Source organism: Qipengyuania vesicularis (genome assembly GCF_019711415.1).
Lineage (GTDB): Bacteria > Pseudomonadota > Alphaproteobacteria > Sphingomonadales > Sphingomonadaceae > Qipengyuania > Qipengyuania vesicularis.
In genome coordinates this window covers 552,091-573,497 of the sequence record NZ_JAIGNJ010000003.1, presented here as the reverse complement: position 1 = coordinate 573,497, position 21,407 = coordinate 552,091, and the positions used below count along the sequence as shown (strand labels likewise).

Genomic DNA, 21,407 nt, shown 5'->3' with positions numbered 1-21,407 from the left:
GTTCTTGCGAGATGCCCGCCATACCCTAGGCGACGCTTACTCCGCCGGTTCGATCCCGGGCTGGTCGCCCTGGGCCGGATAGCCGCGATCCTCGTCGCCGGGGCGATAGGTGAGGAACCTGTTGCGCATCCACGGACCGAGCCGCTTCTCGAACCCGTCTGCGAGGCTGAAGCCCGCAGGCACGATGAGCAGCGTCAGCAGCGTCGACAGGATCAGGCCGCCGATCACCACCGTACCCATCGGTGCGCGCCACGCGCCGTCGCCCGAAAGGCTGAGCGCGGTCGGCACCATGCCCGCGGTCATGGCCACGGTGGTCATGACGATCGGCTGCGCACGCTTGTGGCCTGCCTCGATGATCGCATCGATCTTGCGAGTTCCCTTGTCCATCTCCTCGATCGCGAAGTCGATCAGGAGGATCGAGTTCTTCGACACGATGCCGAGCAGAAGGAGCACGCCGATCAGCACAGGGAAGGACAGCGGCTGGCCGACGATCCAGACGAGGAAAATGCCGCCCAGTGGCGCAAGCGCCAGCGATGTCATATTCACCAGCGGGCTCATGAGGCGCTTGTAGAGCAGCACCAGCACCGCGAAGACCAGCAGGATACCGGCCATCAGGGCGATGCCGAAGTTGTCGAGCAGTTCCTGCTGCAACTCGTCCTCGCCAACCTGGTCGCGGATGACGCCCTGCGGAAGGTTCGTGAGCGTTGGCAGCTTGTCGACCGCCTCCATCACATTGCCGCGCAGCACGCCGCTTGCCAGATCGGCGCCGATGAGGATGCGGCGGTTCTGGTTGTAACGCTGGATGGTCGTCGGCCCGGCGCCGAAGGAAATGTCGGAGATCCGGCCAAGCGGAACCGATGTCCCGTTGGCGGTCGGAACCGGCAGGTTCTCGATCGTCGTGATATCTTCGCGCGCGTTCTCCGGCAGGCGCACGCGGATCGGGATCTGGCGGTCCGAGAGCGAGAACTTGGCGGCATTCTGTTCGATCTCACCCATCGTGGCGATGCGGATCGCCTGCCCGACAGCAGCTGTCGAAACGCCGAGGTCGGCCATCAGTTCGGGGCGTGGACGAATTATGATCTCGGGTCGCGGAACGTCGGCGGAAATTCTCGGAGCGACCACCCCCTCGACGCCCTTCATCTCCTCGACGACCTGCGAAGCGGTCTTGTTCAGGAGTACCGGATCGGATCCGGCCAACATGATCGAAAGGTCTCGGCCGCTACCACCGCCGCCAGGACCATTCATATTGTTCCAGCGCACACGCGCATCCGGGATCGAAGAAAGCTCGGGCGCCAGCTCACGGGTGAAGACGTAGGAGGGCCGCTCGCGGTCGTCCTTGAGGGTGATGTAGAGCGTGGCGTCGCCGTCGGACACGCGCTCGAGCACGCGCAGGACTTCCGGCTGTTCGTACAGCAGTGCAGCGACGCGATCGGCCACACGCTCGGTATCTTCGATCGTGGTCCCCGGGACCATCTCGATGCGAACCTGCGCGTTGGAATCGTCGACTTCCGGATTGAACTGGAAAGGCGTTTGTCCAAACAGCAAGATGGTGAGCAGGAACGAAAACCAGCCCACGCCGAGCATCCAGACCCGATGATCGTAGAAGCGGGCTTCGAGATAGCGCCAGCTCTTCCCAAGCTGTTCGCCAAGCCGGGTGAGGAAGCCGACAACCTTGAGCAAGCCAATGGCTATGGCGAGGCCGACGGCCGTCGCGACCGTCAGCTGGATCAGCTGCAGAGGGCGCATTATCAGGGCGTGGATGAAGCTGTCTTCGCTGGCGGCGGCATCCGCGAGAGTCTTGGGGACCTGCAAACCGTCGATGAGGTTGAAGGTCATGAATACGCCCACAGCCGAAGCGGCAAGCAGGCCGATCACGGTCAGCAGGAGCGAGATCACATAGGCCCAGCGGCGCTTCGGGCCTGGCAGGCCTTCGCGGCGCTGGCGCATCTTGCCGCGTTCGAGCGACCAGTGGAGGACATTCATGTAGCGGTCCATCCACTTGCCTTCGCCGTGGCTTGCATGGCCCTGCGCCTTGAGGAAGTAGGCTGCCAGCATCGGCGTGATCATGCGCGCGACGGCGAGGCTCATCAGCACGGCAACCACGACCGTCAGGCCGAAGTTCTTGAAGAACTGCCCCGTGACACCTGGCATAAGACCCACGGGCAAGAAGACCGCTACGATACAGAAGCTAGTCGCCACCACCGGCAGACCGATCTCGTCGGCCGCGTCGATCGAGGCCTGGTAGGCGCTCTTGCCCATGCGCATATGGCGCACGATATTCTCGATCTCCACAATCGCATCGTCGACCAGCACGCCGGCAACGAGCGCGAGTGCAAGCAGCGACATCTGGTTGAGGTTGAAGCCAAGCAGATCCATGAACCAGAAGGCCGGGATCGCCGAGAGCGGGATCGCAATGGCGGAGATGAAGGTGGCCCGCCAGTCGCGCAGGAAGAAGAACACAACGACCACGGCGAGGATCGCACCCTCGATCATTGCCGCGACCGAAGTTGAGTACTGGTCCTTCGTATACTTCACCGTGTCGAAGAGCTGGATGAACCGGATGTCGGGATTGGCCTCCTCGATCTTGGCGATCTCGGCCTGCGCTTCGGCGAAGACAGTAACATCCGACGCGCCCTTGGCGCGGCTCATGTAGAAGTTCACGACCTCGCGGTCGCGGACTTTCGATATCGACCGACGCTCCGAATTCCCGTCGCGCACTGTGGCAACATCGCCAAGCTTCAGTGTCGTACCATTGGCTAGGCGAATCTGTCGCTGCGACAATTCGTAGGCGCTTCCGGTATTGCCAAGCACGCGCACCGACTGGCGGGTCCCGCCCACCTCGGCAACGCCGCCGGCCGTATCCAAATTGTCACGTCGCAGAACCGAGTTGATCTCGCTCGCGGTGACACCAAAAGCCTGCATCTTGGGCAGGTCGAGAATTACTTCGATCTCGCGATCGACACCGCCGAAACGACCGACCTCTGCCATGCCGTCGACCGAAAGCAGGCGCTTGGACACGGTATCGTCGATAAACCAGCTCAATTGCTCGAGCGTCAAATCGTTTGCTTCGACCGCATAGATGCCGAGGAATCCACCCGCGATCTCTACCTTCTCGACGCGTGGCTCGAGGATGCCGTCGGGCAGGCTTCCGCGCACGCGGTCGACCGCATTCTTGACCTCGGCAACAGCATCATTGGGATCGGTACCGATCTCGAATTCGACGAAGGTATTGGAGAATCCCTCGCTCGCGGTCGAGGTGATCTTGTTGACCCCGTTGACCGAACGGATCGCGCTTTCGACCTGCTGGGTGATCTGGTTCTCGATCTCGGTCGGCGCCGCACCCGGCTGCGAAATCCCCACCGTGACGGCCGGGAACTCGATGTCCGGATTGTTCACCACGTCCATGCGGACGAAGCTGAGAATGCCGGCCAGCAACAGCGCGGTGAAAGCAACCAGCGGAATGACCGGATTGCGTATCGACCACGCGGACAGGTTGCGGAAATTCATCGAGCCGACCCCTTATTCATCCAGCGGGCGCGGATTGACCGTCTCACCCTCGTTGAGGAAGCCGCCTGCGCGCAGGACGATTTTCTCGTTTCCGGTGATGCCGCTATCGATAACGACGCCTTCGCTGGTCACCATGCCGGCCTCGATCGCGACGCGTTGCACCTTGTTCTCGCCATCGACGATGTAGACGAAGCTGCCATCGGCATCGGACAGGACCGCGCTTTCCGGCAGGAGCGGCGCGGTGGTCGTACCGCTCAGGATACGCGCGGTGGCGAAGCCGCCCGGGCGCAGTGCCGGATCATAGGACAGCGCAATGCGCGCGGTGCCCTGGCGATTGCGGGCATCGATAGTGGGGGAAACCTGCCAGACCTGGCCGGTGAAGCTCTTGTCGCTACCTACGGGGGTTACGTCGGCAGACACGCCGGCATTCAGGCGGGCGAGTTGCTCCTCGCCGACCTGGGCGAGCATTTCCAGTTCGCCGCCGCGGGCAAGGCGGAACAGCGGGCCGGATCCGGCAGACACGGTGGCGCCGACTTCGACATTGCGCTCGAGCACGAGCCCGGCCGAAGGCGCCACGATGTTGAGACGCGCATTGCGTGCGCGCAGCTCGGCAAGGCTAGCCTGGGCCACGCGGACACGGGCAACGGCGGCATCGCGCGTTGCGGTGAGGCGATCGACATCGGCTTTCGAAACGAAGCCGCGCTCCACCAGCTGCAATGCGCGATCGAGATTGGACTGCGCGAGATCGGCGTCGGCCTGCGCCACTTCGACCTGCGCCGCAGCGGCGCGCGCCTGTTGCGACTGGACCGAGCGATCGATGACCGCGAGGACCTGGCCCTGGCGGACCCAGTCGCCCGCCTCGACCGGGATCGAGACGACCCGGCCACCTTCGCCGACCACGCCGACGGGCGCCTCGCGCCGCGCGGCGAGCACGCCGGTTGCAACAATCTGGCCTTCGACGGTGGTGCGGCCCGGGGAAACCACGGTGATATTCGGAGCCTGCGAAGCGGTATCCGCAACCTCTTCATCAGCCCCCATTGTCAGCAGCAGGTATGCCGCCACGATGGCGGCGAGAATCACTATGGCCGCGCCAATGAAGATGCGCGGGTGTCGGCTCAAGGCAGACTCGCGCGCAGGCGGATCGTAATCCAGATGGATCGCCCGGGACTCGTCCTCGCTGGCCTTGATTTCCGATTCATACGTCATTGTGCTCGCCCCATTTGGCAACGACTTGCTGTGGCAAGGTGTATTACGCACCTAAATCACAAAGCGCAAGCCTGCGGTATTCCTCGTAGAACTGCACTTCGAGGAGGGCAATGTCAGACTCGACAGGGGCATGAGGCAGGCGGACGAAGGGCTTTCAGGTCTTTCTACAGCGCCAGACCAACGAATAGGGGCGGCGCAAGCAATGCTGCGCCGCCCCTATCGAAGTGATTATTTGTTTCGCAGGCTTACCGCACGCGGCCACGCTGCACGAGGTTGGCGATGCCGAGCAGCACGATCGCGCCGACGACTGCAACCAGCAGCCCGGTGATCGAGAATTCCTGCACGCTACCTGTAATACCGAGCAGCGGTCCGGCAATCAGATTGCCGACTACCGAGCCGATACAACCAACCACAATATTCCAGAATATGCCCATCGAGGCATCGCGATTCATGACCAAGCTGGCCAGCCATCCAGCGACACCACCTACGATAAGAGCGATAATCCAACCCATTGCAATTCCTCCTGTTTTAGCCCGACATCAAGCTTGCCCCGAGGAATTCGGAGTGCAGGATGCCGGTCCCCTTGATTGCCTGGGGACAGGAATAGGAGCGGATGGAATTGCGATTGGTTCCCGCGCACCCCTGCGCGGCGAGCTGCCGGATCAGTATTTGAACTGGCGCTCGTAGAGGTCGCGATAGTGCTGGATGCGCGTCACGCGCAGGCCCTGCATGCCCGACCGGTCGACGGCACGCTGCCAGGAAGCGAACTCTTCCAGCGTCAGGCCATAGCGTTCGAGAACTTCGTCGATCGTCAGCAGTCCGCCATTTACAGCAGCCACCACTTCGGCCTTGCGGCGCACCACCCAACGTTTCGTCGAGGGGGACGGCAAGTCGGCAAGGGTCAGCGGCTCGCCAAGCGGGCCGATTACCTGTGCAGGGCGGATGTCCTGGTTTTCGATCATCTACTTCTCTCGGTCGTCCTGCACCGCACCATCTGCGGCTCGATCACGACCTAACGGCTTGATTTTGCCATGCGTTAAACCGTTATGGTTAACAGTCCGTTTACTTTCTTCGCCATTTTCGCGGCGCACTTCTCCGAAAGCCTCGAACCCGCCGTGCTCGCACTTGGCGAGCTCCTCGCGCAGCTCGCGAGTCGCGGAGAGCTTCGCGACCAGTTCGGTCCAGCGAAACTGGTGCAAAACCTCGCTTTCGCGAGCGTTCGCCTCGTTCTTCCGATTGAATTGCCCCTCGAACATGGCCCTGTTGATAACCGCACATGGTAAAGAGTGTGTGAAACATGTTTTCCGGCGGATTTCGGTAAATGCTGGAAGCGGGCAAACTCTTTGTGTAAGGGCCGCGCATGCCCGAAACACGTCTCCTCGACCCGGCCAGTGCCGCCGGGCTGTTCGACCTGTCGAAGCCTGCGTCCGAAAGCCGGATCGTGGTCGCGATGTCGGGCGGCGTGGATTCCTCGGTGGTCGCAGCGCTCGCCGCAAAGAGCGGCGCGGAAGTCATCGGCATAACCCTCCAGCTTTATGACTATGGCGCGGCAACGGGGCGCAAGGGTGCCTGCTGTGCCGGAGACGACATCGCCGATGCGCGCGCAGTCGCCGACCGGCTCGGCATTGCGCATTACGTCTCCGACCATGAAAGCGCCTTCCGCGAAGATGTGGTCGAAACCTTCGCCGACGAATATCTCGCCGGCCGCACGCCCGTGCCCTGCATCCGCTGCAACATGGGGCCCAAGTTCACCGACCTCTTCGCCATGGCGCGCGAGCTGGGTGCCGACTGCCTCGCCACGGGCCACTATGTCCAGCGCATCATGGGGCCGGCGGGCCCCGAACTGCACCGCGCCACCGATCCCGCGCGCGATCAGTCCTACTTCCTCTATGCAACGACCGAAGCGCAGCTCGACTATTTGCGCTTTCCCCTGGGCGGACTGCCCAAGGCGGAAGTGCGCGAGCTCGCCGAAGCCGCCGGCCTGCGCAACGCCGCCAAGCCCGACAGCCAGGACATTTGCTTCGTGCCCGATGGCGACTATGCGAAGATCGTCAAGAAGATGCGTCCCGAAGGCGCGCGGCCCGGAGCGATCGTCCATGCCGGAACCGGCGAACAGCTGGGCGAACACAAGGGCGTGATCCACTATACGGTTGGCCAGCGTCGGGGCCTTGAGATCGGCGGGCAGCCCGAGCCGCTCTATGTCGTCGGTATCGACGCAGCAGAGGCGCAGGTGAAGGTAGGGCCGAAGCATATGCTCGCGGTGAGCGAGGCGCATTTGGTCGAGACCAACCGCATCGGGCCGCTGCCCGATGTCCAGCTGACGGCCAAGGTCCGTAGCCTTGCCAAGCCCGTGCCGGTCACGCTCGAAGGCCCCTTGGGCGACAACGCGGCGACCACCATCCGTTTCGCAACGCCCGAATTCGGGGTCGCTCCAGGACAGGCGGCGGTGATATATGCCGGCGAAAGGGTAGTCGGCGGGGGATGGATCGACTCAACCGACTAACTGGACCTTGCAAGAAAGCTGCGCGGCTGCCTAGGACCGGGCAAAACAAGGGAGAGCACGGGTTGAGCGCCAGGCGAGCTTTGATCACCGGGGTGACGGGGCAGGACGGCTCCTACCTTGCGCGCCTGTTGCTGGAGACGGGCTACGAGGTGCATGGCCTCAAGCGCCGCTCCTCCTCGTTCAACACGGGCCGCATCGAAGATATCTACGAGGATCCGCATGTCGAGGCGCAGCAGATGCACCTCCACTTCGGCGACGTGACGGATGCGACCAATGTGATCCGAGTGGTACAGGAGGTCCAGCCGCACGAGATCTACAACCTTGCGGCGCAGAGCCACGTGCAGGTCAGTTTCGAGACGCCCGAGTATACGGCGAACTCCGACGCGCTGGGCGCGCTTCGCCTGCTCGAGGCTATCCGTATCCTGAAGCTGGAAACGCACACGCGCTTCTTCCAGGCATCGACAAGCGAGATGTTCGGCATGGTCCGCGAAACTCCGCAGACCGAAACGACACCCTTCTATCCGCGCAGCCCCTATGCCGTCGCCAAGCTCTACGCGCACTGGATCACGGTGAATTACCGCGAAGCCTACAACATGCACGCCAGTTGCGGGATCATGTTCAACCATGAAAGCCCGGTGCGCGGGGAGACCTTCGTTACCCGCAAGATCACACGCGCAGCAGCGGCGATCCATCTCGGGCTCGAGGACAGGCTCTACCTCGGCAATCTCGATGCCAAGCGCGACTGGGGCCATGCGAAGGAATATGCGCGGGGCATGTGGATGATGCTGCAGCAGGACGAGCCGGGCGACTACGTGCTCGCTACCGGAGTGACCACCAGCGTGCGCGATTTCACCCGCTGGGTGTTCGAGGATGCCGGCTTCGAGCTCGAGTTCCGCGGTGAGGGCGAGGACGAGAAGGGCTATTGCAAGGCAACCGGGCGCTGCCTGGTCGAGATCGACCCGCGCTACTTCCGCCCCACCGAAGTCGACTTCCTTCTCGGCGATGCGAGCAAGGCGCAGTCGAAGTTTGGCTGGGAAGCGCAAACACCTGTCCGGGAACTCGCCCGCGAAATGTATGAGGCGGATCTCGCCGAAGCGCGCGCAGGCAGGATGTGAAGGCTTTTTCGCTTGCCGGCAAACGCGTCTATGTCGCCGGACATGGCGGCATGGTCGGCAAGGCACTGGTGCGTAGGCTCGCGCGCGAGGACTGCGAGATTCTGACCGCCGACCGCTCGGTCGACTTGCGCGAACAGGGTGCGGTGCGACAATGGTTTGCAGCAAACAGTCCCGATGCCGTCGTCCTCGCCGCAGCCAAGGTGGGCGGGATCATGGCCAATGCGGAGCGCCCGGCGGAGTTTCTCTACGACAACCTCGCCATCGCAACCACGGTGATCGAAGCCGCACGCGAGGCGGGCGTGGAGAAGCTGCTCTTCCTCGGCTCCTCCTGCATCTATCCCAAGCACGCCGACCAGCCGATATCAGAAGACGCCCTGCTGACAGGCGCGCTGGAGCCAACGAATGAGGCCTATGCGATAGCCAAGATCGCCGGCCTCAAGCTCGCCGCCGCCTATCGTGCGCAATATGGCTGCGACTATGTCTCGGCGATGCCAACCAATCTCTATGGCCCCGGCGACAATTACGATCCCGACGGAAGCCATGTCATCCCCGGCCTGATCCGGCGCTTCCACGAGGCGAAGCTGGCAGGTGCGGACCGCGTGGCGATCTGGGGCAGCGGCACGCCGCAGCGCGAATTCCTGCATGTCGACGATCTCGCCGATGCCTGTGTCTTCCTGCTCGAACGCTATTCCGATCACGGGCATATCAATGTCGGCTTCGGGAAAGACATTGCGATCCTCGAACTGGCCACGCTGATCGCACGGGTGGTGGGCTTCGAGGGCGACATCGACTGCGACGGGTCCAAGCCCGACGGGACACCGCGGAAATTGCTCGATTGCTCGAGGCTCACGGCCCTTGGCTGGTCGCCGTCGATCGGACTCGAAGACGGGTTGCGCGACGCCTATGCCGCCTTCCTGCGCGAAGTGGCCTAGTCGTCTTCCCACTGCTTGAGAACGCAGCCGTATCCCTCGCGGAAGCTGGCCGTGTCGGAAGCGACGAAGGGGATCGAGGCGGTGACACTCTTCGTATCCTCATTGGCGCTGAGCGACACCAGCTCCATCCCCGCAAGTTTGTCCTTGCCGCAGTCTTCCATGCTTCGCCCTGCAACATATCGGCACGAGCAGGCGACGCGCGCGGCATAGGCTGTGCCTGCCTCGCCGGTGCGGGTGAATTCTTCGCCCCTGACGGTCCAGAAGATGCCGATTGCTGCCACGAGTAGGACAAGCAGCCAGACCCACCAGCGGGACAGAAGAGAACGTTTTTTCGCCATTGCGCGGGCCGTTACCTCATGCGAGTGACGCGAGCATGATCTCGCGGGTCCGCTCCCATATCGCCCTTGCCCTTGCCGCCACAAGCCTTGTCTCTTGCGGCTCCCCCGGCCCTGCCGAAGCGCCGCCCCTGAGCGAGCAGGCGATCGCCGCCGTGGGCGAGGACCCGGGCGCGCCGACCAAGGCGCTGGCGCGCGAAGTGGACGACCTTTTCGCCATGGAAGGCCTCGGCGAAACGCGCGCGCTGATTGTGATGCACGACGGCAAGGTCGCTGCCGAACGTTATGCCGAGGGTTACGACCAGGAGACCCGCTTCGTCAGCTGGTCGGTGGCCAAGACGGTGACTGCGATCATGATCGGCCAATTGGTCGGCGACGGCCTGTTGCGCCTCGACGAGCCCGCCCCGGTGCCGCGCTGGCAAAGGAGCGGTGATCCGCGTGCGGACATCACGCTGCGGCACCTGCTGCAGATGCGCAGCGGTCTCGAGCATACCGAAATGGAGGGGCCGCTATACGATACCGATCTCGTGCGCATGCTCTTCCTCGACGGGCGCGACGACATGGCGGATTATGCCACCGCCCAGCCGCCCGAGGCGGAACCGGGCGAGCGCTTCGAATATTCCTCCAACACCACCGTTATCCTCGCCGATATCGCGGCGCGCGTCCTGTCCGGCAGCGACCAGCCCGAGGCCCGGCGCAGGGCGGTGAGCGACTATCTCCAGGCCCGCCTGTTCGAGCCCTTGGGCGCTACCTCGATGGTACCCGAATTCGATCGCGCCGGAACGCTGATCGGCGGGAGCCTGATGCATGCCAATGCGCGCGACTGGGCCAAGCTTGGCGAACTTCTACGCCGCAAGGGCTCGCACGAGGGCGAGCAATTGATTCCGCGCAGCTGGGTTGCCCAAATGGTGAAGCCCAGCCCGGCCAGCCCGCATTATGGCCTGCAGACCTGGCTTAACCGCCCCAATGGCGCGCCCGAACATCCGCTGTTTCCAGACCGCGCCCCGCACTCGGCCTTCTCGATGATCGGGCACATGGGGCAGTATGTCTTCGTCTCGCCCGAGCAGGGCCTGACCATCGTCCGCCTCGGCCATTCGAACCGCGAAGAGCGGGTCGCCATGCTCCAGCAGCTGGCCGATATCGTCGAGCTTTACCCTTCCGAGGGCAGGTAGAAGCTTCCCTCCACCACGGTCACGCATTGGCCGCCAATCCAGGCGCGCTCGCCTTCCAGCTTGCACTGCGCATGACCGCCGCGCTGCGAGGCCTGGAAGGCGCTGAAGCTATCGCGCCCCAGCCGGTTCGCCCAAAAATGGGTGAGGCAGGCATGCGCCGATCCGGTGAAGCTGTCCTCGTCGACCCCGCCCCCGGGCACGAAGACACGGCTGACGACATCGGTTTCGGTGCCGGGCGCGGTACAGATAAACTGGTCGTTCCCCAGCGCCTTGAGGCCACGCAAATCGGGGTCGAGGTCGCGCACCGCCTGCTCGCTGTCGAACAGGTAGATGCCGTAGCCATCGGGATTGAGCCAGACTTCCTTAGGTTCCGCGCCGAGCAGGCCAACAGCTTCAGCCCATTCACCGCGCGAAGTCGGAATGGCGGGAAGAGCGAGCTCATATCCAGCCCTGCTACGCCGGACCTCGAGCACGCCTGCCTGCCGTGTCCGGAACCTCACCCAATCGCCGCCATCGCGCTGCAGCAGCACGTGTCCGCTCGCCAGCGTCGCATGGCCGCACAGGCGCACTTCCTCGGTCGGCGTGAACCAGCGTAATTCCCAATCAGCTTCGCCGGTCGCATCCTTCACCAGAAAGGCGGTCTCCGCGAAGTTGTTCTCCTCGGCGATCGCGAGCTGCGTGTCATCGTCGAGCCAGTCATCGAGCGGCATCACCGCCGCCTGGTTCCCCTCGAAGGGGCGCGAGGCAAAGGCATCGACATGGGTATAGGGCAGCTTCATCACTTGTCCGTATCCAGCTTGGAGAACTCGTCCTCCTCGACCAGCGGGTTGTTGGGTTCGTCCACATGGCCTTCGGGGTCGATATGGATGAGTAGCTCCATTCCGGGGAAGCGGCCACGAAGGTCTTCTTCTACCCGCTCGATTATGTCGTGCGCCTCCTCGACGGTCATCTCGCCGGGCAGGTCGACATGGAACTGCACGAAGTCGCGATTGCCGCTGGTGCGGGTGCGCAGGTCGTGGAGGTTCGAAAGCTCCGGATGGCGCGCCGCCGCCTCGACGAAGGCGAGCCGCTTCTCTTCCGGCCATTCGCGGTCCATCAAATCGTCCACCGCATCGCGCGCCGCGCTGAATGCGCCCCAGCCCAGCCATGCCGCGATGGCGAGACCGAAAAGCGGGTCGGCCTTGCCGAAGCCAAGGTACTGATCGAGCACCAGCGCGGCAATCACTGCAAGATTGAGGAAGAGATCGGACTTGTAGTGGAGATGATCGGTCTGGATAGCGAGGCTGCGCGTCCGGTTCATCACGTAGCGTTGCCAGCCGAGCAAGGCGAAGGTCAGCGCGATGGCGATCAGCGAAACCGCGATCCCCTCCTCTGCCGCAGAGGTCTGGCTCCCCTCCACCAGCTGGGTGATGGCGCGGACTGCGATGCCAAAAGCCGACAGTGCGATCAGCATGACCTGGAAGATCGCCGCCAGTGCCTCCGCCTTGCCGTGGCCGAAACGGTGGTCTTCGTCCGCAGGCATCGAAGCGATCCACACGCCGGTCAGCGTGGCAATGCTGGCGATCAGGTCGAGCGCAGAATCGGCGAGGCTGCCGAGCATGGCGGTCGAGCCGGTCTTCCAGCTCGCCCAAGCCTTCAGCGCAACCAGGATGACCGCGACCGTGATCGAAGCCATGGCCGCCGAACGGGCGAGAACGGCGCGATTGTCAGTCATGGATAGAGCAACGTGTTCGACCACGCCTCGCCCGGCCCGCTCCGCGTGAAGCGGCGGCGATCATGGAGACGGTATTTGCGGTCGTGCCAGAATTCGATCGCGAGCGGGGTCAGAAGGAAGCCGGTCCAGTGCGGCGGGCGCGGAATATCGCCTTCCGGAAAACGCTCCTCGAGCGCTGCCACGCGGTCGAGATAGACCTGCCGTTCGGGCAGCGGGCGTGACTGGTCGCTGGCGGCCGAGCCGATCTGCGATGCGCGCGGGCGCGAGTGGAAATAGGCATCGGCCTGCTCCGCGCTTACCTCCGTGAGCGGGCCTTCGATCCGGATCTGGCGGCGCTGGCTCTTCCAGTGGAACAGCAGCGAGGCCTGCATGTTAGCGCGGATTTCCTCGCCCTTTCGGCTTTCGGCATTGGTGTAGAAGACGAAGCCGCCTCCCTCACCCCATTGCGAGCCGTGGCCCTTGAGCAGAACCATGCGCACCGAAGGGCGGCCTTCCGGGGTCGCTGTCGCAAGCGCCATGGCGTTGGGATCGTTCGGCTCGGTTTCGCGTGCTTCGGCGAACCAGGTTTCGAACAGGGTGAATGGGTCGGTGACGGGGATAGCGCTATCTGCTTCGTTCCGGGTGTCGGTCACAAGGCACTCCTACAGCTTGGAACGGATGGAACACGGTCCAGCGGGAAAAGCTCCGCCCCGTCCTGAGCGGCCCCAAACGCCGGAACCTTGGCGGGTTTCGAGGGATTGAGCCAGCACATGACCCGTCCCCTAACGATACGCGCGAATGTAGGAAAGCCTGTGTGCGGAAGAGCAATCTTGCATGCCCGCAGTGTTACACCTAGCTAACACGCTATGGCCGACCCCTATTCCACCCTTGGCGTGACGCGCAGCGCATCCGAAAAGGACATCAAGAGCGCCTATCGCAAGCTCGCGAAGGAGCTGCACCCGGATCGCAACAAGGACAATCCCAAGGCCGCGGAGAAGTTCTCCGACGTCACCAAGGCCTATGACCTGCTGTCCGATAAGGACAAGCGCGCGCAATTCGACCGCGGCGAAATCGATATGGAAGGAAACCCAACCAATCCCTTCGCCGGAATGGGTGGAGGCGGGTTCGGCGGGGGATTCCGTGGCGGCGGCGGAGGCCAGCAGGGCTTTCGCGCCGAGGATTTCCAGGGCTTCGGCAATGAAGGCGTCGACCTTGGCGATATCTTCGAGGGCTTGTTCGGCGGCGGACGCTCGCGCGGTGGGGCGCGGCCGGGCGGCGATCCCTTCGGCGGCAGGCGCCCCCCGCCACCGCCCAAGGGTGCGGACATCGCCTATACCCTGCGCGTTCCCTTCGTGGATGCTGCGACGCTGCGCGACCAGCGGATCACCCTGGCGGACGGCAAGACGATCGACCTGAAGCTGCCCAAGGGGCTCGAGGATGGCACGCAGATGCGCCTCAAGGGCAAGGGCGAACAGGGTCCGGGAGGTGCCGGGGATGGCATCGTTTCGATCCGCGTCGACGGGCACAAGGTCTACAAGCGCGATGGGCATGATGTGCGCTTCGACTTGCCGATTACGCTCGACGAAGCGGTCAATGGCGGAAAGGTGCGCGTACCCACGGTCGATGGTCCGGTGATGATGACGATCAAGGCCGGGACCGATGGCGGCACGGTGCTGCGCCTCAAGGGCAAGGGCTTCACCAGGAAAGACGGCAGCCGCGGCGACCAGCTGGTCACGCTCGAAATCCAGCTCCCCGAAGACCTTGGCGAACTTGCCAAGCGGCTCGATGGGTGGAAGGACGACAGCGACCCGCGCAGCAAGCTCCAGGTGTAACCCTGTCCGAAGCCGACCTACCCCCGCCGAAGGAACGCGAAGTCCTTTCGCTTTCGCCCGAGGCGCGGCGCAGGGAAGCGAGCCATTTGCGTGGGCGCATCAAGGACCATGTCGGCCCCGGCACACGCGCATGGGAAGTGGCCAAGCGCACGCTGGTCGGAACCTATAACGACGGCTTCATCCACGCCGGCAACCTCGCCTATCTCGCCATGCTGGCAATATTCCCCTTCTTCATTCTGGGTGCGGCGATCTTCTCGGCGATCGGCGAGGAAAGCGAGCGCGCGGCGACGATCAACGCGGTGCTCTATGCCCTGCCCCCGGTGGTCGGCAATGTGATCGAGCCTGTTGCGCGCGACGTCATCCAGGCGCGTAGTGGCTGGCTGCTCTGGGCGGGTGCGGCCGTAGCACTGTGGACCGTGGGTAGCCTGATCGAAACGATCCGCGATATCCTGCGCCGAGCCTATGGTACCGAAGCCACGCAGGCCTTCTGGAAATATCGGCTGTTCTCGACCGGCGTGATCCTGGGCGCGGTGCTGCTGCTGATGTTCAGCCTGATGGCGCAATTCCTCATCGGGACCGCACAGGAGGTCATCCAGGCCTATTTCCCCGAGTTGCTGGATCGGGTCGCCGACCTGCGCCTTTCCCGGATCGTGCCGGCCTTCGGCCTGTTCGCCTCGCTCTACCTGATCTTCTACACGCTGACCCCGTCGAAGTACCGTCGCAAGCGCTATCCCAAGTGGCCGGGTGTCCTGCTGACTACGATCTGGTGGATTGCAGTCACGACAATCATGCCCGCCGTGCTCAGCAATTTTTTCACCTACAACCTCACTTATGGCGGGCTTGCCGGGGTAATGATCGCACTGTTCTTTTTCTGGCTTGTCGGCCTCGGGGTCGTTATCGGCGCTGAACTCAACGCCGCGCTCGCCGAAACGCCGGAAGAGGAACTGGCCGACGAAGCCGACGAGGGACGCCGGGCGCAGCTGGAAAAGGAAATGCTCAGCGAGCAGGAAGGATGCGAAACATGAGCGATCTGATGAAGGGCAAACGCGGCCTGATCATGGGCCTGGCCAACGACAAGTCGCTGGCCTGGGGAATTGCCAAGCAGTTGCACGAACAGGGTGCGGAGATGGCGTTCTCCTTCCAGGGCGAAGCGCTCAAGAAGCGCGTGGCGCCACTCGCAGAGCAGCTGGGCAGTGATTTCACCTTCGAATGCGACGTGTCGGATATGGAAGCGCTCGACCGTGCTTTCGACACGCTGAAGGAGCGCTGGGACACGATCGATTTCGTAGTCCACGCCATCGGCTTTTCAGACAAGAGCGAGCTGCGCGGCAAATATGTCGACACCAGCCTCGAAAACTTCCTGATGACAATGAACATCTCGGCCTATTCGCTGGTCGCCGTGGCCAAGCGCGCGGCTGAGATGATGCCGAACGGCGGCAGCATCGTGACGCTGACCTATTACGGCGCGGAGAAGGTCATCCCGCATTACAACGTGATGGGCGTGGCCAAGGCAGCGCTGGAAACTTCGGTCCAGTATCTCGCCAACGATCTCGGCCCACAGAACATTCGCGTAAACGCGATCAGTGCCGGCCCGATCAAGACCCTCGCCGCCAGCGGGATCGGCGACTTCCGCTATATCCTGAAATGGAACGAGTATAATTCGCCGCTTCGCAGGAACGTCACGATCGAGGATGTGGGCGGCTCGGGGCTCTACTTCCTGTCCGACCTGTCGAGCGGCGTGACCGGCGAGACGCATCACGTCGATGCGGGCTACCACGTTGTCGGCATGAAGCAGGAAGACGCGCCCGACATGTCGCTCGACAAGGGCTAGCAAGGCGGACAAGGGGGTCGGAATGGCGCGCGTATTGGTCACCGGGGCAGCGGGCTTCATCGGCGCCGCCGTGGCCGAACGGCTTTGCGCGCGCGGCGACGAGGTGCTCGGCATCGACAGCCTCAACGATTATTACCAGGTATCACTGAAGGAAGACCGCGTGGCGCATGTGCAGGAGGGGGCGCCCGGCCGCTTCGCCTTCAAGCAGGTCGATTTTTCGGACTGGAATGCGTTTTCCGCCGCGCTCGAAGGCGAGCATTTCGACAGTATCGTCCACCTCGGGGCACAGGCAGGCGTGCGCTACAGCCTCGAGAACCCGCGCGCCTATGTCGAGGCGAACCTCATGGGGCATGTGAACCTGCTCGAAGTCGCGCGGCATCGCAGGGTCGAGCACATGGTCTACGCCAGCTCATCCTCGGTCTATGGTGGCAACGACAAGCTGCCCTTCTCGGTCGAGGACCGCGCCGACCATCCCGTCTCGCTCTATGCCGCCACCAAGAAGGCGGACGAGCTGATGAGCGAGACCTACGCCCATCTCTACCGCATTCCGCTGACCGGCCTGCGCTTCTTTACAGTCTACGGCCCCTGGGGCCGCCCCGACATGGCGCTGTGGCTGTTCACCGACGCAATCCTCGCCGGGAGACCGATCAAGGTCTTCAACGAAGGCGAGATGTGGCGCGATTTCACCTTCATTGACGATATCGTTAGCGGCGTGGTCGCCTGCCTCGACAGCCCGCCCGCCGACGACGGTGCGGAAAAGGCTGGCGGTAGCGTCAAACCGCATGCGCTCTACAATATCGGCAACCACCGCAGCGAGAAGCTCACCCGCGTGATCGAGCTGATCGAGCAGGCCTGCGGTAAGAAGGCCGAGGTCGAACTGCTGCCGATGCAGCCGGGCGACGTCGAGAAGACCTATGCCGATATCGACGCGATCCAGCGCGACATCGGCTACCAGCCTACCACGAGCATCGAGAATGGTGTGCCGCAGTTCGTCGATTGGTACCGGGCCTACCACGGCATCTAGCGCCTAACCGGCCAACAGGTCGCCGATCCGCATCGCCGCACGACCATCGCCATAAGGGTTGTGCGCCCGCGCCATGGCGGCATGCGCTGCCGGATCATCGAGCAATCGCGCAATTTCCCGCTCGATGACAATGGGATCGGTCCCCACCAGCTTCGCCGTGCCTGCCTCTATCCCCTCGGGCCGCTCGGTCGTTTCGCGCGGTACGAGTACTGGCTTGCCCAGCGACGGTGCCTCCTCTTGCACCCCGCCGCTGTCGGTGAGTACGAGATGGCTGATTGCGAGGAGGCGTGCGAAGTGCGGATAGTCGAGCGGTTCGATGAGCGCGACGTTGTCGCGGCCGCCGAGTTCCGCTTGCATGACCGACCGCACCTGCGGATTCGGATGAACTGGGAATATCACCGCAATATCACTGCGTCTGGCGATCTCATGAACCGATCTGGCGATATTGATGAGACCCGCACCCAGATTTTCGCGCCGGTGGGTCGTGACCGCGAGGATTTTCCGACCGGTAAAGCGCCTTTCCCATTCGGCCAGACCGCAAGCAAGGTCGGGCTGCTGCATGATCCTCTGCGTGACCCACTCCAAGGCGTCCACCACCGTGTTGCCCGTTAGATGGATCTGCGCCCCCTCGCCCCGCTCGGTCCTGAGTGCATCGGCGGCACGCTGCGTTGGCGCACAATGCAGGTCGGCAAAGCTCGAGATCATCCGGCGGTTCGCTTCTTCCGGCCATGGATGATGCGTATTGGCGCTGCGCAGGCCGGCCTCGACATGGCAGACCGGGATCTTGCGGTAGTGCGCGGCGAGCGCCGCCGCGAACGCGCTTGTCGTATCCCCCTGCACCACCACCCAGTCCGGTCGCTCGGCATCGAGCACCTGCCCGATCCCGGTCAGCGCCCGCGCAGTGAGCTGGTCGAGCGTCTGCCCATCCCGCATGAGGGTGAGATCGTGATCCGGGACGATGCCCGCCAGCGCCAGAACCTGGTCGAGGATCTCCCGATGCTGCCCGGTGACGCAGGTGCGATTATCGAAGCGGTGATCCGCCTCGAGCGCATGGATCACTGGAAAGAGCTTGATAGCTTCCGGACGCGTCCCGAAAACCGTCAGTACCCGAATAAACCCCATGCCGCCTGCCTACTGGCAAGCAGCTGGAAAACAAGATTAATTTCAGCCTTCCGGATCGCCTGCCACGACTTCGGCTTCGGGCTGGGGCAGCTCTTCTTCGCCGGGTGCGGGACCATCGCGTTCGCCTTCGAGCCGCTCCATATATTCGCGCTCGATCATCTCGACTTCGGCCTGTGTGCGCTCGGCATCTTCATCGATGGTCGAAAGACGCTCGGCGCGCTGGGCTTCGATGATTTCGCTGAAGCGGACCGAAGACGCATTCTCCTTGTCGGCATAGGCGGCGGCAATCATCTGCTGCGTACATCCGGTTATACCGCCGGCACCAGCTGGCGAGCAGGAAAGCGTGCCGGAAGAGCCGACCATTTCGAGCCGCTCCACCCGCTCCGCCCAGCTCTGCGTGCCGGGACCATCGGTAAAGCGCATGCTTTCAGGGATGCGATAGCGCTCGCTTTCAGCCTGCCGAGCACAGACGACGATCGTGCCGTCCTCGCCCTGCGGACATTCGTCGTCGCCATAGACGATGACCATGTTGTAGCTTTCGTCCCCCGTATCGACAGGGATCTGCGAGGAGGCGGGCGCCGCGGAAATGACGGCTCCAATGGCTGCGAGGGCGAACAGGGACTTGGTCATCTTGGGGCCTCTTGGAAGCGGGACGGGCAGGTTAGGCGCTTTTGCGCGTGAACCGGTAATGAAGCGAGCGGAGCGGGCCGTACGTTCCCGTCAGATCCGCTCCGAGAGCTTGATTGCGGCGCGGCAGCCGAGCCGGATCAGCCCCGACAGCAGCGGATAGGCCGGTGCGCGCTCGGCACCCGCTGCCAGTGCGGCATCACGGTGCTCGCGCTCGTCCTCGCGAAATTCCTCGATCATCGCGGCAAGTTCGGGATCCTCATTGGTCTCGGCCAGCTCGTCCAGCTGCTTCGAATAGTGCTCGTCGATTTCGGTTTCGATAGCGGCGGTGCAGGCCATGGCAGCTTCCGGCCCGATCAGGGCAGTCGCTGCGCCCAGCGCGAAACCCGCGCGATCCCAAAACGGCTGGAGGGCTGTCGGACGCACCCCGCGGCGCGCCATCAGGGCATCGAACTTCGCGCGGTGTCCGGCCTCCTGTTCCGCCATACCCGCGATCTCGGCCGAATCGGGCGCGCGATCGCCCATCACCGCAAGCTGGCCGGCGTAGATCCGGGTCGCCCCGAACTCGCCCGCCTGGTCCACGCGGATCATCCGGGCGATATGGTCAGGCGTCTTGGCCATCAGTGGCTCCCTTCCGGAGGAGGTAAAAGACATATAGGCCCGCAGCAGTCGAGATCAGGAAGTTGAACCCGGCAAGGCTGATGCCAAGCAGCGTCCATGGAGCCTCGTCGCAGCGCACGACCGGGGCATTCATGATCGCATCGAGCGCGCTCTGTCCCTCGACTGCCTGGGGCACGGCGGCGCAGGAGGTGATGCCCTCCCAGAAATCATACTCCACCCCCGCGTGGAAGAACCCGATCGCGCCCGAGGTAAGCATGCCTCCGGCCGCGAGTGCCAGCCACAGGGGCTTGGGCCGCGCCAGGAAGGACAGCAGGGCAAAGCCCAGCGCGGCGAAATGCGGGTAGCGCTGCCACCAGCACATTTCGCATGGGTAAAGGTCGAATCCATACTGCGAGACATAGGCACCGGCCAAGAGCAGGGCCGGTACCGCCAGGGCCACGCGCTGGGCGCGGCGAACATGCGACATGTCGTTCATTGCGCGCGCAGCGCTAACCTCACTTGCTGCGCGAGGCAACGGCCCTTGGCGTGGTGCGGCGAAGCGTTTCGACTGCGTAGTGCAGCTGGAAGTCTTCGATCCCCTGCTCTTCGAGCTGTTCGGCAGTCAGCTGGAATCGCGGATCTTCGCGAGAATCGCTTTCCAGATCCTCATCCTTGATGCCGAGTTCGTTGATGAGATGCCCGCGAAGGTCGCTCTCGCGCACGGCGAAGCGGCTGCGCTTGGCGAGGTCCGGATCGGAGAGCTGCGGCACCTTGATATCGGGCGTGATGCCGCCTTCCTGAACCGAATGGCCCGAGGGGGTGTAGTAGCGCGCCGTCGTCAGCTTGAGCGCGGCGGTACGCCCCAGCGGCAGGAGCGACTGGACGCTGCCCTTGCCGAAGCTGCGATCGCCCATGACGACCGCGCGGCGATGATCCTGCAGCGCACCAGCGACTATCTCGCTCGCCGATGCCGAGCCGGCGTCGATCAGCACGACGATGGGCAGGCCTTCGGCGATATCGCCGCGGAACACGGTTTCCGCGTCATAAGTAATCGATTCCCCGCGGGCGCGACCGCGCTGCGAGACGATCTGGCCCTTTGAGAGGAACAGGTCGGAAAGCGCGACCGCCTCGTCGAGCGAACCGCCCGGGTTGGATCGCAGGTCGAGGACGAGGCCGTTGAGGCGCCCGGTTGCCTGCGTCTGCAAGTCCTTCCAGGCGGCAAACACATCGGCACCGACATCGCGCGAGAACTCGTTGACCATGATGTGGCCGATATTGCCGCCCTCGAGCTTCCAGGTGACCGGCTCGAGCTCGATCACGCCGCGGGTCACGTCGACCTCGAAGGGTTCATCGCGGCCGGGGCGGAAGACGGTCAGGCGGATCGAGGTGCCGGCCTTGCCGCGCATCTGCGCCACCGCCTCGTCCAGTTCGAGGCCGTAGATCAGCTTGCCGTCGAGGTGGGTGATGTAGTCGCCGGCCTTGATGCCCGCCTTGTCGGCCGGGCTGCCGCGGAAGGGCGCGATGATCTTGACCGCCCCATCCTCGCCCACGACCGAGAGGCCGAGGCCCGAGTAATTACCGTCGATCATCGTGTTGAGACGCTGGAGGTCGCTACCGTCGAGATAGGCGGAATGCGGATCCAGCGCGGCGAGCATACCGGTGATCGCACCGTTGATCAGGACATCGTCCTCGACCGGCTCGACATAATTGGCCTTCACCCGCTGGTAGACTGCGAAAAGCTTGGAAAATTCGGGTCCGGCGTTGCCTTCCACCCGGGCGAGGCCCGCGGTTGTGGCAGGCACGAGGGCGACTGCGGTTACAAGGGCAGCCGAGCGGACGAGGGCAGCGAATTTCATGCAGGCAAACTCCAGGATCCTGGCGCAAGTCTATAGCGCATCATCGGTGAAT

At 63.6% G+C, this 21,407-nt stretch carries 22 protein-coding genes; 8 read left to right on the top strand and 14 right to left on the bottom strand.

Annotated features, from left to right (window positions below; genetic code table 11):
- Window positions 1-36: 36 nt before the first annotated feature.
- From K3146_RS11670 to K3146_RS11650, 5 genes are all read right to left on the bottom strand, one after another.
- Window positions 37-3,507, bottom strand: a complete 3,471-nt coding sequence (locus K3146_RS11670; protein WP_221546447.1) for an efflux RND transporter permease subunit — start codon at window positions 3,505-3,507, stop codon at window positions 37-39.
- A 12-nt stretch (window positions 3,508-3,519) separates the two neighbouring features.
- Window positions 3,520-4,713 carry an efflux RND transporter periplasmic adaptor subunit gene (locus K3146_RS11665; RefSeq protein ID WP_221546446.1) on the bottom strand — a complete coding sequence of 398 codons (1,194 nt, stop codon included), beginning with the start codon at window positions 4,711-4,713 and terminating at the stop codon, window positions 3,520-3,522.
- 245 nt (window positions 4,714-4,958) lie between these two features.
- Window positions 4,959-5,225: a GlsB/YeaQ/YmgE family stress response membrane protein gene (locus K3146_RS11660; protein WP_221546445.1), complete on the bottom strand. Its 267-nt coding sequence runs from the start codon at window positions 5,223-5,225 to the stop codon at window positions 4,959-4,961.
- A 150-nt stretch (window positions 5,226-5,375) separates the two neighbouring features.
- Window positions 5,376-5,675, bottom strand: a complete 300-nt coding sequence (gene sciP / locus K3146_RS11655) for a CtrA inhibitor SciP (RefSeq protein WP_221546444.1) — start codon at window positions 5,673-5,675, stop codon at window positions 5,376-5,378.
- Window positions 5,676-5,969, bottom strand: coding sequence for a hypothetical protein (locus K3146_RS11650; RefSeq protein WP_221546443.1), 294 nt, complete (start codon window positions 5,967-5,969; stop codon window positions 5,676-5,678). It abuts the gene before it with no gap.
- 104 nt (window positions 5,970-6,073) lie between these two features.
- On the opposite strand from K3146_RS11650, the gene mnmA reads away from it, so the two are divergent.
- The 3 genes from mnmA (at window position 6,074) to K3146_RS11635 (ending at window position 9,263) form a co-directional block, all read left to right on the top strand.
- The gene (gene mnmA, locus K3146_RS11645; protein ID WP_221546442.1) at window positions 6,074-7,216 is read left to right on the top strand and encodes a tRNA 2-thiouridine(34) synthase MnmA; all 1,143 of its coding nucleotides are present in this window, start codon (window positions 6,074-6,076) and stop codon (window positions 7,214-7,216) included.
- Between the two features lie 62 nt (window positions 7,217-7,278).
- Window positions 7,279-8,331, top strand: coding sequence for a GDP-mannose 4,6-dehydratase (gmd, locus tag K3146_RS11640; protein ID WP_247711204.1), 1,053 nt, complete (start codon window positions 7,279-7,281; stop codon window positions 8,329-8,331).
- Window positions 8,328-9,263, top strand: a complete 936-nt coding sequence (locus tag K3146_RS11635; RefSeq protein WP_345724305.1) for a GDP-L-fucose synthase family protein — start codon at window positions 8,328-8,330, stop codon at window positions 9,261-9,263. The genes gmd and K3146_RS11635 overlap by 4 nt, the downstream gene beginning before the upstream one ends.
- Here K3146_RS11635 and K3146_RS11630 read toward each other — a convergent pair.
- Window positions 9,260-9,601, bottom strand: a complete 342-nt coding sequence (locus K3146_RS11630) for a hypothetical protein (RefSeq protein ID WP_221546440.1) — start codon at window positions 9,599-9,601, stop codon at window positions 9,260-9,262. The two genes, K3146_RS11635 and K3146_RS11630, sit on opposite strands and share 4 nt — an antisense overlap.
- Window positions 9,602-9,636: 35 nt before the next feature.
- Between K3146_RS11630 and K3146_RS11625 the strand changes: the two genes are divergently transcribed.
- Window positions 9,637-10,770 (top strand): serine hydrolase domain-containing protein, encoded by a 1,134-nt coding sequence (locus K3146_RS11625; protein WP_221546439.1) that lies wholly within the window; start codon window positions 9,637-9,639, stop codon window positions 10,768-10,770.
- Here the strand turns inward: K3146_RS11625 and K3146_RS11620 are convergent.
- The 3 genes from K3146_RS11620 to pdxH are packed head-to-tail and all read right to left on the bottom strand — an operon-like array spanning window position 10,749 to window position 13,116.
- The gene (locus tag K3146_RS11620) at window positions 10,749-11,549 is read right to left on the bottom strand and encodes a PhzF family phenazine biosynthesis protein (RefSeq protein ID WP_221546438.1); all 801 of its coding nucleotides are present in this window, start codon (window positions 11,547-11,549) and stop codon (window positions 10,749-10,751) included. The genes K3146_RS11625 and K3146_RS11620 overlap by 22 nt on opposite strands.
- Window positions 11,549-12,484 carry a cation diffusion facilitator family transporter gene (locus tag K3146_RS11615; RefSeq protein WP_221546437.1) on the bottom strand — a complete coding sequence of 312 codons (936 nt, stop codon included), beginning with the start codon at window positions 12,482-12,484 and terminating at the stop codon, window positions 11,549-11,551. The genes K3146_RS11620 and K3146_RS11615 overlap by 1 nt, the downstream gene beginning before the upstream one ends.
- A complete protein-coding gene (gene pdxH / locus K3146_RS11610) occupies window positions 12,481-13,116 on the bottom strand; it encodes a pyridoxamine 5'-phosphate oxidase (RefSeq protein ID WP_221546436.1) in 636 nt (211 codons plus the stop codon). Before pdxH ends, K3146_RS11615 begins: the two co-directional genes overlap by 4 nt.
- A 213-nt stretch (window positions 13,117-13,329) precedes the next feature.
- Between pdxH and K3146_RS11605 the strand changes: the two genes are divergently transcribed.
- From K3146_RS11605 to K3146_RS11590, 4 genes are read left to right on the top strand one after another with little or no spacing between them, the layout of a single operon-like run.
- On the top strand, window positions 13,330-14,295 hold the full coding sequence (locus tag K3146_RS11605) for a DnaJ C-terminal domain-containing protein (protein ID WP_221546435.1): 966 nt from the start codon (window positions 13,330-13,332) through the stop codon (window positions 14,293-14,295).
- A gap of 2 nt (window positions 14,296-14,297) precedes the next feature.
- Window positions 14,298-15,320 (top strand): YihY/virulence factor BrkB family protein, encoded by a 1,023-nt coding sequence (locus tag K3146_RS11600; protein ID WP_221546529.1) that lies wholly within the window; start codon window positions 14,298-14,300, stop codon window positions 15,318-15,320.
- Window positions 15,317-16,126 carry an enoyl-ACP reductase FabI gene (fabI, locus tag K3146_RS11595; RefSeq protein ID WP_221546434.1) on the top strand — a complete coding sequence of 270 codons (810 nt, stop codon included), beginning with the start codon at window positions 15,317-15,319 and terminating at the stop codon, window positions 16,124-16,126. The genes K3146_RS11600 and fabI overlap by 4 nt, the downstream gene beginning before the upstream one ends.
- Window positions 16,127-16,148: 22 nt before the next feature.
- Window positions 16,149-17,150 (top strand): SDR family NAD(P)-dependent oxidoreductase, encoded by a 1,002-nt coding sequence (locus K3146_RS11590; protein WP_221546433.1) that lies wholly within the window; start codon window positions 16,149-16,151, stop codon window positions 17,148-17,150.
- A gap of 3 nt (window positions 17,151-17,153) precedes the next feature.
- On the opposite strand, the gene wecB is transcribed toward K3146_RS11590, so the two are convergent.
- The 5 genes from wecB to K3146_RS11565 form a co-directional block, all read right to left on the bottom strand.
- The gene (wecB, locus tag K3146_RS11585) at window positions 17,154-18,272 is read right to left on the bottom strand and encodes a non-hydrolyzing UDP-N-acetylglucosamine 2-epimerase (RefSeq protein ID WP_221546432.1); all 1,119 of its coding nucleotides are present in this window, start codon (window positions 18,270-18,272) and stop codon (window positions 17,154-17,156) included.
- A 42-nt stretch (window positions 18,273-18,314) separates the two neighbouring features.
- Window positions 18,315-18,902: a hypothetical protein gene (locus K3146_RS11580; RefSeq protein ID WP_221546431.1), complete on the bottom strand. Its 588-nt coding sequence runs from the start codon at window positions 18,900-18,902 to the stop codon at window positions 18,315-18,317.
- Between the two features lie 90 nt (window positions 18,903-18,992).
- Window positions 18,993-19,520 (bottom strand): demethoxyubiquinone hydroxylase family protein, encoded by a 528-nt coding sequence (locus tag K3146_RS11575; protein ID WP_221546430.1) that lies wholly within the window; start codon window positions 19,518-19,520, stop codon window positions 18,993-18,995.
- A complete protein-coding gene (locus K3146_RS11570; protein ID WP_221546429.1) occupies window positions 19,504-19,995 on the bottom strand; it encodes a disulfide bond formation protein B in 492 nt (163 codons plus the stop codon). Before K3146_RS11570 ends, K3146_RS11575 begins: the two co-directional genes overlap by 17 nt.
- A gap of 19 nt (window positions 19,996-20,014) precedes the next feature.
- Window positions 20,015-21,355 carry a S41 family peptidase gene (locus K3146_RS11565; protein ID WP_221546428.1) on the bottom strand — a complete coding sequence of 447 codons (1,341 nt, stop codon included), beginning with the start codon at window positions 21,353-21,355 and terminating at the stop codon, window positions 20,015-20,017.
- Window positions 21,356-21,407: the final 52 nt, after the last annotated feature.